Origin of the sequence: Microbispora hainanensis, from assembly GCF_036186745.1 — a bacterium.
In the GTDB taxonomy this organism is placed as follows: Bacteria; Actinomycetota; Actinomycetes; order Streptosporangiales; family Streptosporangiaceae; genus Microbispora.
On sequence record NZ_CP108086.1, the window covers coordinates 8388236 to 8406405 of the forward strand.

General features: G+C 73.7%; 9 protein-coding genes and 2 pseudogenes. 8 read left to right on the plus strand and 3 right to left on the minus strand.

Annotated features, from left to right (window positions below; all coding sequences use genetic code 11):
- Window positions 1-8 precede the first annotated feature (8 nt).
- Window positions 9-1220, minus strand: coding sequence for a lytic transglycosylase domain-containing protein (locus OHB01_RS37985; RefSeq protein WP_260617102.1), 1212 nt, complete (start codon window positions 1218-1220; stop codon window positions 9-11).
- A gap of 188 nt (window positions 1221-1408) precedes the next feature.
- Between OHB01_RS37985 and OHB01_RS37990 the strand changes: the two genes are divergently transcribed.
- From OHB01_RS37990 to OHB01_RS38010, 5 genes and pseudogenes are all read left to right on the plus strand, one after another.
- Window positions 1409-2602 carry an MFS transporter gene (locus tag OHB01_RS37990; protein WP_142645518.1) on the plus strand — a complete coding sequence of 398 codons (1194 nt, stop codon included), beginning with the start codon at window positions 1409-1411 and terminating at the stop codon, window positions 2600-2602.
- A 150-nt stretch (window positions 2603-2752) separates the two neighbouring features.
- A complete protein-coding gene (locus OHB01_RS37995) occupies window positions 2753-4045 on the plus strand; it encodes a D-arabinono-1,4-lactone oxidase (protein ID WP_142645519.1) in 1293 nt (430 codons plus the stop codon).
- A gap of 500 nt (window positions 4046-4545) precedes the next feature.
- Window positions 4546-6780, plus strand: coding sequence for a septation protein SepH (gene sepH, locus OHB01_RS38000; RefSeq protein ID WP_328854665.1), 2235 nt, complete (start codon window positions 4546-4548; stop codon window positions 6778-6780).
- 1599 nt (window positions 6781-8379) lie between these two features.
- Window positions 8380-9930: a helix-turn-helix domain-containing protein gene (locus tag OHB01_RS38005; protein WP_328854666.1), complete on the plus strand. Its 1551-nt coding sequence runs from the start codon at window positions 8380-8382 to the stop codon at window positions 9928-9930.
- 318 nt (window positions 9931-10248) lie between these two features.
- Window positions 10249-10836: pseudogene (locus OHB01_RS38010) on the plus strand (ATP-binding cassette domain-containing protein); the annotation flags it as partial.
- A 144-nt stretch (window positions 10837-10980) separates the two neighbouring features.
- Here OHB01_RS38010 and OHB01_RS38015 read toward each other — a convergent pair.
- Together OHB01_RS38015 and OHB01_RS38020 are read right to left on the minus strand one after the other, a co-directional pair.
- Window positions 10981-11247, minus strand: a complete 267-nt coding sequence (locus tag OHB01_RS38015; RefSeq protein WP_328855894.1) for a hypothetical protein — start codon at window positions 11245-11247, stop codon at window positions 10981-10983.
- Between the two features lie 1033 nt (window positions 11248-12280).
- Window positions 12281-12952, minus strand: a pseudogene (locus tag OHB01_RS38020) (AfsR/SARP family transcriptional regulator); the annotation flags it as partial.
- Between the two features lie 178 nt (window positions 12953-13130).
- Here OHB01_RS38020 and OHB01_RS38025 point away from each other — a divergent pair.
- The 3 genes from OHB01_RS38025 to OHB01_RS38035 all read left to right on the plus strand — a co-directional run bounded on the left by OHB01_RS38025 (window position 13131) and on the right by OHB01_RS38035 (window position 18151).
- Entirely contained in the window at window positions 13131-13676 is a 546-nt protein-coding gene (locus OHB01_RS38025; RefSeq protein ID WP_142645521.1) for a YbhB/YbcL family Raf kinase inhibitor-like protein, read from the plus strand.
- 183 nt (window positions 13677-13859) lie between these two features.
- Window positions 13860-15833, plus strand: a complete 1974-nt coding sequence (locus tag OHB01_RS38030; protein ID WP_328854667.1) for a hypothetical protein — start codon at window positions 13860-13862, stop codon at window positions 15831-15833.
- A gap of 53 nt (window positions 15834-15886) precedes the next feature.
- The gene (locus tag OHB01_RS38035) at window positions 15887-18151 is read left to right on the plus strand and encodes a SulP family inorganic anion transporter (protein WP_328854668.1); all 2265 of its coding nucleotides are present in this window, start codon (window positions 15887-15889) and stop codon (window positions 18149-18151) included.
- Window positions 18152-18170: the final 19 nt, after the last annotated feature.

The window sequence follows — 18170 nt, forward strand, 5'->3', positions numbered from 1 at the left end:
CCCGCGCGTCAGGAGGCGTACGCGCGGGCGTACGCGTCGGCGAGCGACAGCACCTTGTTCACGTAGTCCCAGGAGTGGTTGTAGAACCAGACGGCCTTCCTGAGCTTCTCGCCACCCGCGCCGGCCCCGTTGGCGCACAGGTATTTGGCGGCCGACGGCACGGCGTCGTAGGGGCTCCAGATGTCCGCCTCGCCGTCGCCGTCGCCGTCCACGCCGTACGCCTTCCAGGTGGCGGGCATGAACTGCATCGGCCCGAGCGCCCCCGCCGACGAGGGGCCGTTGTTGCGGCCGTGGCCGCTCTCGACCTGGCCGATGGCGGCGAGGACGGTCCACGACAGGCCGGGGCAGACGGTGGCGGACCGCTGGTAGAGGTCCAGGTAGCTCGTGGGCCGTCCCACCAGGGCATGTCCCGGGGTCGCCTGCGCCTGCGGCCGCGGCCGTACGGCAGCCGCGCCGACCCGCACGACCTGCGCGCTCTTGCCGAGCAGACGCGCGACCGACTTGTCGCTCACCTTGGCCGCGTCGCCGTGCACCAGCACCACGACGCCGGAGGGGAAGCCGAGCCTGCGGCCCAGGTCCCGGCTGACCAGGCCGTCCACGCCGGGCAGCCCGAGCGAGGCCGAGGCCGCCACGCGCAGCCTGGGGCCGCCGTCGATCTGGTATTCCGCGCCCAGCACCATGCCGAGACGTTTGATCGCCGCCGGGTCCGCGACCAGCTCGCCCCGCGCCAGCGCGCTCCACACCTCCGGGTGGTCGGCCACGTTCTTCGGCGTCCACGACCGGAACGTGGCCGGGTCGACCGCGAGCAGCCGCAGGGCCGTGCCGGACACGCGCACCTGGCCGCCGTCGGCGACCGCCACCTTCTGCACGTGCCGCAGCTTGGCGATCTTCAACAGCGTGCTCTGCGGCACCTGCTTGGGGGAGATCGCGATCAGGTGCGGCAGCGTGACCTGCACGCCGGGCCCGCCGATGACGGGCGCGCTCGACGGCAGCGTGCGGTCGGGCACGAGGCTCTGCGCCGTCGCCCGCGCGGCGGGACGGGGATCGCCGCCCCGCGCGCGGTCTTTCTCCGCCGGGCCGCCACCGGCCGCGAGTGCGCCGTCGCCCGGCCAGGTGGCCAGAAAGGCGGTGCCCGCGGCCATAACAGTGAAGATCACGACCGCGAGGCCGGTCACGATCGGGCGCAGCCGTGTGGAGGCGGAATGAGTGGACGACCTCACCTCAGACCCTCCACCCCCGGTGCGGAAAAATCACTTGCCTCATGATAAGCGGGTACGCGATGGTCAAACCGGAGACAAACGCCGTCCGCGTGTCCCGGGACCACTCGGGGCCGCCGCCGCAGTCGTACGGCCGGCCCGGACGCACACGCACGACAGTGCCGAGCACAGTGCCGAAGGGGAAACACAATATGGTCGGGCCGTATCGGGGGCTGTTCGGCACGCCCGGAGTCAAGGGCTTCGTCATCGCGGGGTTCATCGGCCGGGCGCCCATGTCGATGCTCGGCATCGGCGTCATCCTGCTGATCACCGCGATCACCGGCTCGTACGCGAAGGCGGGGGCGGTGGCGGCGACCTTCTCGATCGCGGTCGCCGTGGCCGGGCCCCTCACCGGGCGGCTGGTTGACCGGTTCGGCCAGGCGCGGGTGCTGGTCCCGCTGGTGCTGATGCACGCCTGCTCGCTCACCACCCTGATGCTGTGCGCCCACTCCGGGACGCCCGAGTGGACGCTGTACGCCGCCGGTGCGGTGTCCGGGGCCACCGGGATCTCGCTCGGCTCGCTGGTCCGGGCCCGCTGGTCGCACGTGCTCGCCGATCCCGCCAAGCTGCACACCGCGTTCTCGTTCGAGTCCGTGGCCGACGAGGTGATCTTCGTCGGCGGCCCGGCCTTCGTGACCGCGCTCACGATCGCGATCAACCCCTACGCGGGCCTGATCGCCGCGATCGTGCTGACCGTGTCGGGCACGCTGGCCTTCGCCGCGATGCGCGGCACCGAGCCGCCCGCCGTACGGCACCGGGGGGCGGCCGGGTCCCCGATCGCGATCCCGGGCGTGGCGCTGCTGTCGGCGGTGTTCCTGGCGATGGGCGCGGTGTTCGGCTCCGTCGACATCATCACCGTGGCCTTCGCGGAGGAGCACGGCAGCAAGGGCGCGGCCGGTCTGCTGCTCGCCTCGATCGCGTGCGGCAGCGCGGTCTCCGGCCTGTGGTACGGCTCGCGGCACTGGAAGATCAGCCTGCGCGCCCGGTTCGTCCGGGGGCTCTCGCTGTTCGCCGCCGGGCTCACACCGGTGCTGCTCATGCGCGACGTGCGGGTCATGGCGCTGGCGCTGTTCGTCGCCGGCCTGTCCATCTCGCCCACCATCATCACCGGGTTCTCGCTGGTGGAGCGCATGGTCCCGGCGGCCCAGCTCAACGAGGGCATGGCGTGGGTCACCACCTCGATCAACCTCGGCGTGGCCGTGGGCTCCTGGGCGGGCGGACGGCTGACCGACGCGTTCGGGGCGTCCAACGCGTACGGCTTCTCCTACGCCTGCGCGCTGCTCGCGGCGGTCGTGGGCCTCGCCGGCTCCGCGCTTGTCCGGGTGCGTCACCAGCACACGAACTGAGCGGCCCGTAGGCAGCGGGGCGTCTCATGAGTAGTGTTCATGTTCACCTCAGGGCTACGGTTTCGCCCCGGGGCATGGTTTCACCTTGGGGCACGGTTCACCCCCGGGGCACAGTTTCACCTTGGGCACTGTGCCGGGGCGAGGAGGAGCATGGACGCCTTCGTCAACTGGGCGCGCAACCAGTCCGTGAGGCCCGCCGAGATCCGCACCCCCGCGTCGGCCGCCGAGGTCGCCGACGCCGTACGGGACGCAGCGAAGACGGGCCGGCGGGTGCGCATGACCGGCACGGGGCACTCGTTCACCGGGGTCGCGCTCACCGACGGCATCCTCCTGCGGCCCGGCGCGCTCACCGGCGTCCTCGACGCGGGCGACGGGTGGGTGAAGGTCGCCGCGGGCACCCCGCTCCACGCGCTCAACGAGGAGCTCCACCGGCGCGGCCTGGCCCTGGCCAACATGGGCGACATCACCGCCCAGACCGCCGCGGGGGCGATCCAGACCGGGACCCACGGCACCGGCAGGCACGTCGGCGGCCTCGCCGACCAGGTCGTCGAGCTGGAGATGGTGCTCGCCGACGGCTCCGTGACGACCGTGCGCGAGGGCGACCTGTTCGACGCGGCCCGGGTCGGCCTCGGCGCGCTGGGCGTGCTGACCGCCGTCACGTTCCGGGTGGAGCCCGCGTTCCTGCTGCGCAACCGCCGCGAGCCGATGGCGCTCAGCCGGATCCTCGACACGCTGGACGACCTGACGGAGGCCGACGACCACCTCGACTTCTTCTGGCTCCCCCACACCGACACCTGCCTGGTCAAGCGCAACAACCGCGACACCGGCCCGGCCCGGCCGCCCGCCGCCTTCAAGCGCTGGCTCGACAACGTCTTCCTGGAGAACACGCTGTTCGGCGCGGCCTGCGCCCTCGGGGCCCGCTTCCCCGGCGCGGTGCCCTCGATCAACGGGATCTCCGCGCGCGTGCTCGGCACGTCGGAGTGCGTCGACACCTCTTACAAGATCTTCACGTCGGTGCGCGAGGTCCGATTCCTGGAGATGGAGTACGCCATCCCGCGCAACCACCTCGCCCAGGCCCTGCGGGAGACGCGGGACCTCGTGGAGAGGGCGGGCTGGCCGATCACCTTCCCGGTCGAGGTGCGGGTCACGCCGCCCTCGGACGCATGGCTCTCCACCGCGTACGGCAGGCCCTCGGCGTATGTCGCCTGCCACGTCTACCGCCAGGCGCCCAACCCGGCGTACTTCGACGGCGTGGAAGAGATCATGGTCAGGCTGGGAGGCCGGCCCCACTGGGGCAAACTGCACACCCGCGACGCGGACTACCTGCGCGGCGTCTATCCGCGGTTCGGCGATTTCCTCGCACTCCGCCGCGAAATGGACCCGGACGGGCTGTTCTCCAACGATTACCTCGACCGGGTGCTCGGCGCGTCGCGGGAAGGCTGACCCCATCCCCGCGTAAAGTCCCTCTCCACGGTCCGGCGTCTTCCGCGTGTCGCGTTGCCCGCGCCGGCCCTCGGGCAGGCACATTGCGGAGCACGGGCACACCTGAGCCCGGCGCGCCACTCGAACCCGAGGGAGCAAGCAGGAATGAGACCCTCCCGCAGGTCCGGCCGCACGGCGTACGGCACGGTCACGTCGCCGTGCGCCGCGCCCGTGCCGTACGGACGGGCGGTGGGCGCGCACCACCTGAGGAGACACGACCCTCGCTCTCGCCTTGTGGGCCGGATCGGCGGCACGGCCGCCGTCCACGGACTGCCGCTCCCACACGACCGACAGGTTGCGGAAAGGTGAACGCGAAAAATGTGACCGGCGTCACAACACCTGCCTCGCCCCCTGGCGAGGCGATGTTCGGACATGCCGGGTACGGTGCTGGAAGGCAACCGGCTCACGCGAGAGACTCAAGGGTCCGGGGGAAGACAGAGCACGACGACGAAGGGACTCGCATGCAGGAGCTCCGTCTCGTCGCGGTAAGTGAGGACGGAACGTACCTCGTCCTGGCGACGGCCGGGCGGGGCACGCGCTTCACGCTGCCCGTCGACGACCGGCTCCGCGCTGCGGTCCGCGGCAACTTCTCCCGTCTCGGCCAGTACGAGATCGAAGTGGAGAGCCCGTTGCGTCCCAAGGAGATCCAGGCGCGCATTCGTGCCGGCGAGACGGCGGAGGAGATCGCGGCCACCGCCGGTATTCCGGTGGAGAGAGTCCGCTGGTTCGAGGGGCCGGTGCTCCAGGAACGCGAATACATGGCCCAGCAGGCCCAGCGGGTCTCGGTCCGCATGCCTGGCGAGACGACCCCCGGGCCCACGCTCGGCGACCTGGTCGCCGAGCGGCTCACCCGGCGCGGCGTGCCCGCCGACGAGATCGACTGGGACTCCGCGAAGCGCGACGACAACCTGTGGCGCGTGCGGCTCGGCTTCGTCTGGAACGGCCACACCCGCCACGCCGAGTGGCTCTTCGACCCGCGCCGCCGCCACATCACTCCCAACGACGACGAGGCCATGCGCCTGTCGGCCGCCGAATACGTCGAGCCCGAGCGGGACGACGCCACCGTGCGTCCCTTCATGCCCCGCCTGGCGTCCAAGCTCGCCCCGGTGCCGCCGCTGCCCGTGGAGCCCTCTCCCCGCCGCGACGAGCCGGGTCTCAGCGTGCCCGCCGTACGCTCCGAGCCCGCCGTGATTCCCGAGCCCGTGCCGCCGCCGCGGCTGAGCCCGCCGCTGCGCGCGGAAACCGGCCGCCCCGAGCGGCCCGAGCCGTACGCGGACGAGCCCGCGGCGTACCGGCCCGAGCTGACCCCGGTGCCCTTCCGGCTGCCGCAGTCGCTCATCGCGAGCCCCGATGTGGCACTCCCGCCGCCCGCCGCCGAGACCAGGGTGGAGAGCCCGGCCCAGACCTCGTCCGCGGCCGAGGCCGCTCCTCCGCGTACGCCCGCCGGGGACGGCGCGGGCCGTACGGACGCTCAGGACATCGCGGGACGGCAGGCCGCGGCGCAGGCCGCTGCGGATGCGGCGCAGGGCGCCGTGACCGGCGGAGCCGGTGTCGCTCCTGCGCCGTCCCACCATGAGGCGCAGGAGGCCGCGCCCCCGGCGGCACCCGTGGAGCGGGCGGTTCCCGAGGACGCGACGACGACCACGAGCACCTCTGCCGAACCGACTGTGGGTTCGGGGACGGCGGACGCCGGGGCCACGGACGACGTGGCCGCTGTGGCGTCCGCCCAGAACGCCGAGGCCCACGCCGCCGCTCGCGAGAGCGTGGAGGCCACCGTGAAGGCCGCTGTGAAGGCCCCTGCAGAGGCCCCTGCAGAGGCCCCTGCGGAAGCTCCCGTGGAAGCCGCCATGGAAGCCGCCGTGGAGGCCGCCGCACCTGCGGAGACCGCGCCAGCGGCCGAGGGACCGGCCGCCGCGCCTGCCTCGCAGCCGGTCGCCGACCCGGCCCCGGTCATGGCTGCCGACACGAACACGGCCGCGGACACGGCCGGGGGCGACGCGGGGGACGAAGCGTCCGCGGCCGCCGCCGTTCCCGTCACCGTGCCCGCGCCTGCTCCACCGGCGGAGTCCGCGAAGGAACCCGCTGCGAGCCCCGCGGCCGACGCGACAGCGGCGAGCGTGCCCGCGCCGAGCACGCCCGCGGATAGCACGCCTGCGGATAGCACGCCTGCGGAGAGCGCTGCGGAAAGCACCGTGGCGTCCGCCTCTGCGCCCACTGCTGCGCCCACTGCTGCGCCCACACCGAAGCCCACTCCGGCGCCTGCCGCTCCTGCGGCGGACGCCACCACGCCCGCGGCCCCGGCGGCCCAGGTTCCAGCGGCCCAGGTTCCAGCGGCACAGGCCGTGCCGCCCGCGCAGCCTGCGGCTGAGGCCGCGCCCGCTGCTCAGGCGCCCGCAGCACAGGCACCCGCAGCACAGCCCGCGCCGCAGACACCCGCAGCACAGCCCGCTGCGCAGGCTCCCGCCGCCGCTCCGGCGCCCCGGGCGGGGGACGCGCGGAAGGCGCAGCGCACCGGCGACGCGTCCAAGGACGGGGCGAAGGAGACGCAGAAGGAAGCTCCGAAGGACACCAAGCCCGAGACGCCCGCGCCACCCGTGCCGAAGCCGGCTCCCCCGCGGCCCCGCAAGTCCCGCGGACGCCGGGCGTCGGTGCCGACCTGGGACGAGATCATGTTCGGGGCGCGCAAGCAGGACTGACCGCACAGGACCCGGCGGCTTCCGCGTACTGACCACGCAGGACACGGCGGCTTCCATGTACTGACCGCGCAGGACTCGGCCGCTTCCGCGTACTGACCACGCAGGACACGGCCGCTTCCGCGCACTGACCGCGCAGGACACGGCCGCTTCCGCGCACTGACCGCACAGGGCACGGTGGCTTCCATGTACTGAGCGCGCAGGACACGGCCGCTTCCGCGCACTGACCGCACAGGGCACGGTGGCTTCCGCGCACTGACCACGCAGGACACGGGGGCTTCCCACGTGGGGTTGATCCGCGACAGCCTGCTGCTGGTGCGCGGGCGGGTCGTGGCGCTTCTCCTTGACATCGAGAGCCGTCACACCGAACCGGCGTGGTCACGACTCCACGTGTGAAGGCCGGTCGGCGGGTTCGCGAACTCGCCGAGCGGCCTTCCGCCGTCTGTCCGGGCCCCTGCTCACGATCCTGAGCGGGCGCATGTTCCGGTCCGGATGTTCTTCACGCGGCGTCCTCATCGCCCCCAGGACTCGTATCCGGGAAGACTCGGTTCGCGGCGGGACCGGACGCGCCCCTCGTGGCATCCCACGCGGCACGGACCGCGTGGAGGCGTCCGGAACAGTTCCGCACATTCGTGGATCTTGTCCTGTGTCCCGTCCATCGAGGATCTTCCGTATTGCGCCCCCTCTTCCGGAGTACGGCCGGGGCTCGGGGCCTTCCCCATGGAGGTTCACCTTGCGTCGACGATCACGGTGGACACGCGTACGCGTGATCCCGGCGACCACCGTCGTGACCGCCCGCACGCTGGTCGCGCTTCCACGGACGGCGCACGCGGCGGTCACGGGGCCACCGCCGCAGGCGCCCGCGCACCTGTCGGCCGGCGGAGCGGCCTTTCACCGTCACCCGGACGGTCGCCAGGCAGGAGGGGCTGCGGCAGAACGGGACGGCTGAGCCGTTCGGCCTCATGTCCATGGCGCCGGCCGACGCGTCGATCGTCGTCCGAGGGGCGAAGCTCGATTCGCCGATCGACCCGTGGCGGCCGCGGAGCGCCAACAGGCCGCATGTCTGGTGCACCCACGCGCCGGGCCGTCGCCCGGGCGGCACCATCGAGCCCGGCAGCGTCGGCTACCGGCACTACCACGACCATGTCGTCGGCACCGGCCACGGCACTGGCGGCAGCAAGCCGTACGTGACCAAGCGCGGCCGGGGACAACGACAGAGCAAGCCGCAGCTCAGCAAGTGTCGGCCCCGCGCCCGCGGGGATGAACACGGCCGCGGACATGGCTCAACGGGTGGACGAGCGTCGGCCCCGCGCCCGCGGGGATGAACACCGGTCCGGGCGGGCGTCGCTCACTGCCACGACGTCGGCCCCGCGCCCGCGGGGCTGAACAGCGCACGTCGGCGTTCTTCGCCATGGCGTGAGAGTCGGCCCCGCGCCCGCGGGGATGAACATGTCCGACGAGGACATCAAGGATCCTGCTCATGCTCCTGGGCCGCCTCCAGCTCTCCGGACTGCGCGCTTACTCGGGGGGCTGCCTCGCGTCATCGATCTTTGTTAGTGTTTCGCCCGGATCGACGCCGAAGCGTGGCTTGGGAGGATCGTCGTGTCAGGGCCGTTCAGCGCGCCTCCCCAGCCGGACGGTCTCGCCTCCGCCGCCGAATTCGTCGCCGCGCTGCGCCGTCTCCGCCAGTGGTCCGGTCTGACCTACCGGCAGCTCACTGCCGCCGCCAAGGCGTCGGGAGACGTGCTGCCCAGCAGCACGATCGCCGGGGCCCTCGGACGCACGACCCTCCCCAGGGAGGAGTTCGTGGCGGCCTTCGTACGGGCCTGCGGGCTCGGTGAGGCCGAGACGGCGCGCTGGGTGGCGCACAGGAAACGGCTGGCCGCAGGCATGGTGCCCCCGGCCGATCCGCACGACACGGCCGTAGGCCGGAACCGCCCGACCGGACCGCCGGAGCAGCCCCGCCCTGATGTCCGGCGCGACGAGGCCGGCAGCGCCGACCCCGGCGGTCTCGGCGAGCGCGACCAGGCCGATCACACGGTCCAGGCCGGAACCGCCCGCCAGGCCGATTCGACGGCCCGAGCCGATCCCACCGGCCGGACCGGCCCCGCAGCGCGGGCCCACTCCACGCGCCAGGCGGAACGCGCAAGGCGGGCCGATCCCAGCGCTCCGACGGACCCCGCAGGCCAGGCCGATTCCCCAGGCGACGCCAGTCCTGGAGCCCAGGCCGGTCCCAGGGCTCAGGCCGACATCGCAGGCCAGGCCGATTCCACAGGCGAGGCCGGTCCCAGGGCACAGGCCGACATCGCAGGCGAGGTCGATCCCACAGCCCAGACCGATCCCGCCGCACCCGCCGGGGCGGGCGGTCCGCCAGGACCTGACGCGGCAGCCGTACGGCTGGGGACACGGGCGCTGCGGCGGCTCACCGTGGCAGGGGCCGTCGCCGCGGTCCTGCTCCTCGCCACGGGCGCGGTCCTGGCGCAACTGCGCATCTCCTGGGCCGGCGGCGACGCGCGGCCCTCGGCCGCTCCCGAGGAGCACCACACCCCGCCCGCCACCTCCCTCGCCGTCCCGACGGCCGGAAGCAAGCGCCCCCCGCGCGACGGGTGGTATCACATCGTCCCATTGCACGTCGCCGACCGTGACCTGTGCCTCGGGGAGGGACGCGAACGCAACGGGAGGACCGACCGGCCACTGGCCGTGCAGCGTCCCTGCCAGGATCTCGTCCCCGACACCTATCTGCGGGCGGCCGGCGGCGCCTACGAGATCCAGTGGCACCATCCCAAGGAGGGCGTCGGCTGCCTCACGGTCGACGAGGCACTGCGCGGCCCGGGCGCGCTGGTCGCCCCCGAGAACTGCACCGGAGCCCGGCACCAGCGCTTCGTGCTGGTGCCCGCCGGGGCGGGGTTCGCACTGCGCCCCCTGCACAGCGGGCTGTGCCTCGGAGCGCTGTACGGCGAGCCCGACGTGGTCCCCGGCGCCGAGCTCGCCCAGCAGTCGTGCACCGGGCAGCGCGACCAGGTGTTCCTCTTCCGCCCGGTTCCCGTCCCCCCGTGGACGCGCGCTCATCGCACCAGCGCGGACCGCGCGTCTCACGCTCTCTTTCCCGCTGGGGTCACGAAGCGAGGAACGGCGCAGCCCGTACCTGCGTGACGCGCGCCGCGCCTGCGTGACTCGGAGCACGCCCGCGAACTCGGGCCATACCCGCGCGGAGCATGCCCGCATGGCTCGGGCCATACCCGCGCGGAGCGCGCCCGCATGACTCGGAGTGTGCCCGCGTGAGCTCGGCGGCGAAGGCGACGCCGTGCACCCCCTCGCTGCCCTCCCCTGCGTGTTCGCGTAGGCCCGCCGGCCGCTGTCAGCGATATGTCAGCGGCCGGCGGCCGCCCTCAGTGAGGTGTCAGCGCCGCTCCGCACAGTGGAGGACGCAGCGGAGACGCAGCGAAGGCGCACACGAACGGAGGAGACGCCATGGGATATGCGATCCAGGCCGAGGGGCTGACGAAACGGTACGGCGAGACGAGGGCGCTCGACGGAGTGGACCTGGAGGTGCCGCGGGGCCGCCTCCTGGGCGTCCTGGGCCCGAACGGGGCCGGGAAGACCACAGCGGTGCGGATCCTGGCGACGCTCGTGCGACCGGACGGAGGCAGGGCGCACGTGGCGGGGTTCGACGTGGTCCGGCAGGCGCACCAGGTGCGTACGCTCGTCGGGCTGACCGGGCAGTACGCGGCCGTCGACGAGACCCTGACCGGGGTAGAGAACCTGGTGATGATCGGCCGCCTGCTGGGCCTCACGAGAGCGGAGGCACGGCGGCGGGCCGACCGCCTGCTCGGCCGCTTCGCTCTCACCGACGCGGGCGGCCGGGCGGCCAAGACCTACTCGGGCGGCATGCGGCGCCGGCTCGACCTCGCCGCGAGCCTCGTGGGCCGTCCCCAGGTGCTGTTCCTGGACGAGCCGACGACCGGCCTCGACCCGCGCAACCGCACAGAGCTGTGGGGCGTCGTCCGCGACCTCGCGCTGACCGGCCACCGTGCCGAGGCCCCGGATGAGGCGGACGACGGGCAGGACACGGGAGCCGCGGCGTGAGGTCGCGACGAGAGCCGCAGGACGCACGAAGCGACGAGGAGAGACGATGACCACGATCACCCGCGCCACGCCCGCTGTCGCGGTGTCCTCCCGGCCGGGCGCCGGGGCGGCCCTGCGTCACACGGCGACGCTCGCCTGGCGCAGCCTGGTGCAGATCAAGCACAACCCGATGGAGCTGATCGACCTCAGCGTGCAGCCGATCATGTTCCGCTCGTCGCCCGACTCCGCCAGGCGCTCCGCGGCGTACGCCCTGATCGTCTCCAGCATGCGGTAGCGGTCGCCGTCGAACACGACCAGCGACTTGTCCACCAGCCTGCCGAGCACGTCGACGTCGCCCTCGCAGACCTGCTCGGCGGCCTCCAGCGTGGCCCCGCCCGCGAACACCGCCCGCGAACACCGCCAGCCGCGCCGCGAGGACGCGTTCGCGGGCGTCGAGCAGGTCCCAGCTCCACTCCACGACCGCGCGGAGCGTCTGGTGGCGGGGCATCGCCGTACGGCTCCCGGCGGTGAGCAGGCGGAACCGGTCGCCGCGCCGTTCGGCGACCTGCCCGGCCGACAGCGTGCGGAGCCGGGCGGCGGCCAGTTCGACGGCGAGCGGCATGCCGTCGAGCTCGCGGCAGATGCGCTCGACGGCGTCGCGCTCGCCGTCCACGAGGTAGCCGGGCCGTACGGCGGCCGCCCGCTCGGCGAACAACCGTACGGCGTGGTCTGCGCCGAGCGGCCCGACCGGCCACAGCCTCTCACCGGTGATGCCGAGCGGCTCCCTGCTGGTGGCGAGGACGCGCAGGCCGGGGCACTCGGCGAGGAGCCGGTCGGCGAGCACGGCGGCGGGCTCGGCCACGTGCTCGCAGTTGTCCAGCACGAGCAGCGTGTCGCGCGACGCCAGAGCGGCGACGAGCCGGGCCACCGGGTCGGCCTCCCCGCCCGGCCCGCCCGGCATGGCGGGCACGGCGCGCACGGGCACCAGGCCGGTGTCGCGCAGGCCGAGCGCGGTGAGGGCGGCCTGCACCACCTCCGCCGCGTCGTTGACCGGCGCGAGCTCGACCAGCCACACGCCGCCGGGCACCCGCGAGGCGATCGCCTCGGCCGACTCCACCGCCAGCCTCGTCTTGCCCGCCCCGCCCGGGCCGAGCAGCGTGACGAGGCGGTCGGCGGCGAGGAGCGCGCCGATCCTGCCGACCTCGTCGTCCCGGCCGACGAAGCTGGTCAGCCGGGCCCTCAGGTTGCCCCGGCGCGCGGCACGCGGCGGCGCCTGCGCGACGGGGGAAGTCCCCTGCTCCACCCCGGCAAGTCCCTGGAACGCGGGGGTGAGACCCGGGGGCGGCCGGGTGTCCTCCCCGGAGGGCTCGCCCCTCAGCATCGCGAGGTGGAGCTCGGCCAGCGCGGGCGAGGGGTCGGCCCCGAGCCGGTCGGCGAACACCGACCGGGCCTCTTCGAAGGCGGCGAGCGCCTCGACCCGGCGGCCCGCCCCATAAAGAGCACGCATGAGCTGCCCGTACGGCCGTTCCCTGAGCGGATGGGCCGTGACGAGCAGCCGCAGCTCCGAGACCAGGTCCGCGTGCCGGCCCAGGGCCGGCTCGGCCTCGATCCTGTCCTCCGTCGCCGCCTGCCTCAGCTCCTCCAGCCGGGCCACCTCGACCTCGGCGTACGGCAGGTCGGTCAGCGGAGCGCCGCGCCACAGCCCGAGTGCCTCACGCAGCAGGGCGGCGGCGCGGCCCGGATCGCCCGCGGCCAGCGCCGCGGCGCCCTTCCGCGCCAGGCGGGCGAACCGATGGAGGTCCACCTGATCGGGGAAGACGGCCAGGCGATAGCCGGACGGCCCGCCGGCCACCAGGTCACGGCCGACCGTGGCCCGCAGCCGGGACGCCAGCGCCTGCAGGGCGTTCCCCACGCCGCTCGGCGGGCGGTCGTCCCACACCCCCGCCACGAGCGCCTCGGTGGAAACGGTGCGGCCGGCGTCCAGCAGCAGGAGCGTCAGCAGGGCTCGCAGCCGCCGCCCGCCGACCTCGATCGGCCGCCCGTCGCGCCGTACGTCGAGGGGGCCCAGAACGGCGAAGCTCATGCCCGATCCCGGCGTGTCCCCCTGCATGCCTAGATTGTGGCGGATAAGGGCGCCCAGGGCCGCACATCCCCACTTGACGGTCCTCGACCCGTACGAGTCGATTCGGGCAAACACAGAGGTCAGCGGCTCGCAGCGGGCCGGTCATCGGTACGGATCACCGCGATCCGGTCGGGGCACCTGTCCAATCCGCGTAGCATCATCGGGCATGGGATCGCCGAGAAAATCAGCGGTCACGCGAGCCGCCGTCACGGTGACGGCTCTCACGCTGGCCGCGTCGGGCTGCGGAATCCTGGGCGGGGGATCGCCGAGGAACCTCGACGTCATCAACGTGTCGAGCCCGCAGTTCCGCGACGGCGCCCCCCTGCCGGACGACTACTCCTGTAAGGGGGGGCAGGGCAACCCGCCTCTCCGCTGGTCGGGCACGTCGGGCGCCAAGTCGGTGGCCCTCGTGGTCGACGACAACAGTCCCCGCAGCGGCCCGGAGGTGCACTGGGTGGTGTTCGACATCGACCCCGCGACGACCGAGCTGGGCATGAACGACGTCCCCCGAGGGGCCCGGCAGGGCAGGAACTCGAGCGGGAAGGTGGGCTATGCGCCCCCATGCCGGGCCGACGGCAGCTACCGTTTCACTGTCTACGCACTGAACGCGAAGCTCGACCTGAAGCAGGGCGCCGACCTCGCGGAGACCCTGGAGGGCATCGCGAGTCACACCATCGCCCGTGGGCGCCTCACGGCGAACACGATCGAGTGACATGCTGAGCACCGGAGGTAGTCGTGCTACACCAATCTTCACCTAGGGTGTGACAACGGTCATTGTGGTCGAGCAGAATCGGATCCAATTGCTGAGCGCAGGTGACCAGAGGGGGCAGGTCGCGTCGATGGCCGCGCGATCTCACCGGCGCCGCAGAAAGGCCATGGCCTTGAGGGTGGTGCTATGACTGCGGTCATTTCGGGTCTTGTCGCCGTCGTGCTTCTCGTGCTGCTGGTCGTGGCGCTGGGCATGCGGTCGATGAACCGCAGGGAGAGTGCTCTCTCCGCCGAGCGCATCAAGGCGATGGCCGAGAACAAGGGCCCCAAGCCCCGGCGGCCCGCCGAGGAGACGTTCTTCGAGAGCTTCCCCAAGGGGTTCGACGCCTTCGAGGAGCCGGAGAAGCAGAAGCCCGCGCCGCGTCCCGCCCCCCGTCCCGGCGGGCGGCAGGCGGCGCGTCCCGCTCAGCGCGGCGGCAAACAGCCCGCCGCCGCCCGCGGCAAGCGCGGCGTGGACGAGTGGGGCGAGGCCGACGACTACGACGACGACTACTGGTCGCGCGTACGCGCCGACGATGGCGGCTTCGGGGGGACGATCGCCGCGAAGATGGCCGCCCCCCGGCCGGTGGACGAGCCTACCGGCGCGCCCGGCGCGACGGTCCGGGGAGCCGACCCCGACGCCGCGACCGTGCAGGCTCCCCTGCCCTCCCGTCCGAACCGCCCCCGCCGCGCCGGTGCCGACGAGCCCGCGCGTCCCGCCGCTCCCGTCCCCGCCTCGGCCATCGCCGACCAGAAGACCGTCACCTTCTCCGCGCCGACGCCCGACCTGCTCGACGCGTCCGCGGCTCCGGCCGGCTCCCCCACGACCGGTCCCTTCGACGCGAACCGCGCGACCGGCCCGTTCGACTCCCCCGCCGTGAGCGGCGCCGCCGCGTCCGCGGCGAGCGATCCCTTCGCCGCCGCGGGGCCCCAGCCCAGCACGCCGGGCGCCGCGGGCACGCCGGGCGCGTCCACCCGCAGGCCGAGCAGGTCCGGCCGGTCGTCGCGGGCCGCGGCCCGCCGCGCCGCCGCCTCGGCCGCCGGTGGCGACACCGGTCAGACGGGCACCTCCTACGACACCCGGCGCTCCACGGGCTCGTTCCCCTCGACCCCCGCGACCGGCTCGTACGGCACGCAGTCGGCCGCCGATCCCCTGGGGATCTCGGCGAGCACCGGCCCGTTCGGGGCTCCCTCCTACGACTCGCCCGCGGCCACCGGGCCGTTCGCCACGCAGGGCGGCGCGGGCTCCTCCGACGTCCGTGCGACGGGCGGCTACGACACGCCGTCCTCCTCCATCCCGGCCACCGGGTCCTTCGCCACCGGCTCGTACGACCCGGCCCGCACCAGCGGCGCGTTCGAGGCCGCGACGCCCGCCGCCTCTCCTGCCGACGCCCTCGCCGACCCCGCGCCCCGCGCGACCGGTGGCTCCTTCGACGCCTGGGCGGCGACGAGCTACGAGACCCCTCGGTCCGACGCCTACGACGCGTCCCGCACCGCGACGGGCCCGTTCCGCGCGGCCGACGCCTCGGCGTCGTACCCGCCCGACCCGGCGGTGACCGGCCCCGAGACCGGCGGCACCGACCCCGGCTGGCCGGTCGCGGGCAGCTACCCGCCGGTCGCCGCGGCCCCCACGACGGGCTCCTCCTCCTGGCCGAACGCCCGCGACGTGCTCGACGACCCGGAGCCGCCGCGCGGCGCGTCCTCGTGGCCGAACGCGGAGACCTACCAGACCCCCGCCTACGACGGCTACGCGTCCACCTACCCGGCCGGCTCGCAGCCGCCGTCGCCCGCCGCGCCCTCCACCCCGTCGTACGAGGTGAGCACGGGCTGGGCGACGATCGACGCCTCCGACACGGTGACCGGTCCGGGCTCCGCGACCGCCTCGCCGTACGAGTCGGCGGGCTATGACGCGCCGTCGGGACAGAGCCAGTACGGCTACGACCAGCAGCAACAGCAGGGATACGGCGGCACCCATCCCTCGTGGCCCGAGCAGCCGGCCGCCGGCGGAAGCTGGCCCGCCTACGACGAGGTCTACGGCGACGCCCCCACCTCGGCGAGCGGGCGGCGGCGGGGCAGCCGCCACCGCGACCCGGAAAGCGATTATCCCGACTACTACCGGTGATATTCCCGTTGCCTGCCTGGTGACCGTCTCCGCGGCTGACCTATTGTCAGCCCATGACAATCAGTGACGAGACGATTACGCCGGGTAACTGGATGTCCGTACTCCGGCATGACGTGCCCGCATCGCTGGTGGTCTTCCTGGTGGCGGTGCCGCTGTCGCTCGGCGTCGCGGTGGCGTCCGGTGCGCCGGTGGCGGCCGGGCTCGTCGCCGCCGTGGTCGGCGGCGTGGTGGCCGGCGCCCTCGGCGGCTCCGTCGTCCAGGTCAGCGGGCCGGCCGCGGGTCTGTCCCTGGTGGTCGCCGAGCTGGTCCACACCTACGGCTGGCGTGCCACGTGCGCCATCACCGTGATGGCCGGCCTGCTCCAGCTCGCGCTCGGCGGGCTGAAGGTCGCGCGGGCGGCGCTCGGGGTCTCCCCCGCGGTCGTCCACGGCATGCTCGCCGGGGTCGGCGTGGTGATCGCGCTGTCCCAGCTGCACATCGTGCTCGGCGGTTCCCCGCGGCGCTCCGCGCTGGAGAACGTGCTCGAACTTCCCGCCCAGATCCTCGACAACCACACGCACGCCGTCATGATCGGCGTGCTGACGATCGGGGTCCTGCTCGTGTGGGGCCGGATCCCCCGGCTGCGCGCCGTGCCCGCGCCGCTCGCCGCGCTGATGATCGCCACGCTGACGGCCGCGGTGTCGGGCTGGGATCTGACGAAGGTGGACCTCCAGGGCGGGTTCGCCTCCGTTCAGGGACCTGTGATGCCGCAGGGCGACTGGCACGCGATCGCGGGAGCCGTCCTCCTCGTCGCCCTCCTCGCCGGAGTCGAGTCGCTGCTGACCTGCGTGGCGTCCAACCGCCTGCACGACGGTCCCCGCGCCAACCTCGACCGCGACCTCACCGCGCAGGGCGTGGCGAACATGGTGTCCGGCGCGCTCGGCGGCCTTCCGGTGGCGGGCGTCGTCGTACGCACGACCACCAACGCGCGGGCGGGCGCCCGCACCCGCTGGTCCTCGGTGCTCCACGGGGTGTGGGTGCTGCTCTTCACCGCGCTCTTCGCCTGGATGATCGCGCTGATCCCCCTGGAGGCGCTCGCGGCGCTGCTGCTGTTCATCGGCGTGCAGATGGTCAACCTCGGGCACGTCCGCAACCTGCACAACCACCGCGAGGTGCCGGTCTACTTCGTGACGATGGCCGGTGTCGTGCTGATCGGCCTGGCCGAGGGCGTGGCGATCGGCCTCGGGCTGGCCGCCCTGCTCGCCCTGCGCCGCCTGGCCTGGGTCTCCGTCGACGTACGGCCCACGGGCGAGCGGCGCTGGCGGGTCGTCGTCACCGGGTCGCTGACGTTCCTCGGCGTGCCCCGGCTGACCGAGGCGCTGCGCGGCATCCCCGCGGGGGCCGCGGTCGAGCTCGACCTGCACCTCGACTTCATGGACAACGCCGCCTTCGAGGCGCTGCACGCCTGGCGGCTTGAGCACGAACGCACCGGCGGCGTGATCGACGTGGACGAGCCGCACGCCGAGTGGTACTCCGCCGCGATCAACGGCGTCCGCCTGTTCCCGGCCAGGATTCCACCCCGGCACGACCGCTGGTGGCTGCCCTGGGCCTACCGGCGCCGCTCCCGTTCCCTGGCTACGGCCGGGTCCTACGCGGTGATCGGCGCCGACGGCGGGAAGCACGACGACATCTCCATGCTCTGCGAGCCGCAGGGCGTGCCCGATCTGCTGGAGGGGACACGGGAGTTCCAGCGCAGGACCGCGCCGATGGTCCGCCCGGTGCTGCACCGCATGGCCCGCAAGCAGTCGCCGTCGCACCTGTTCATCACCTGCGCCGACTCGCGCATCGTGCCCAACATCATCACCGCGAGCGGCCCCGGCGACCTGTTCACGCTGCGCAACATCGGCAATCTCGTGCCGCGCGCCGGCGCCGTCCCGGCCGACGACTCGGTGGCGGCCACGATCGAGTACGCCGTGAAGGTGCTCGGCGTACGCACGATCACGGTCTGCGGGCACTCGGGATGCGGCGCGATGGCCGCCCTGCTGGGTGAGGTGCCCGACCTGCCCGCGCTGCGGAGCTGGCTGCGGCACGGACGGCAGAGCCTGGCCAGGTTCGTGGCCGCCGAGCCGCATGACGACGACACCGGGCCGCTCGACCGGCTCTGCCGGATCAACGTCATCCAGCAGCTCGACAATCTGCGGACCCATCCGTTCGTGGACACCCTCGTACAGGCCGGGAAGCTGGACCTCACCGGCCTGTACTTCGACATCGGCGCGGCGCGGGTGCACGTGCTGGAGCAGGAACGCTTCACGCCGGTCCCCGAGCTGCGCACCGGCTGAGCTCCGGCTAAGCGCCGGC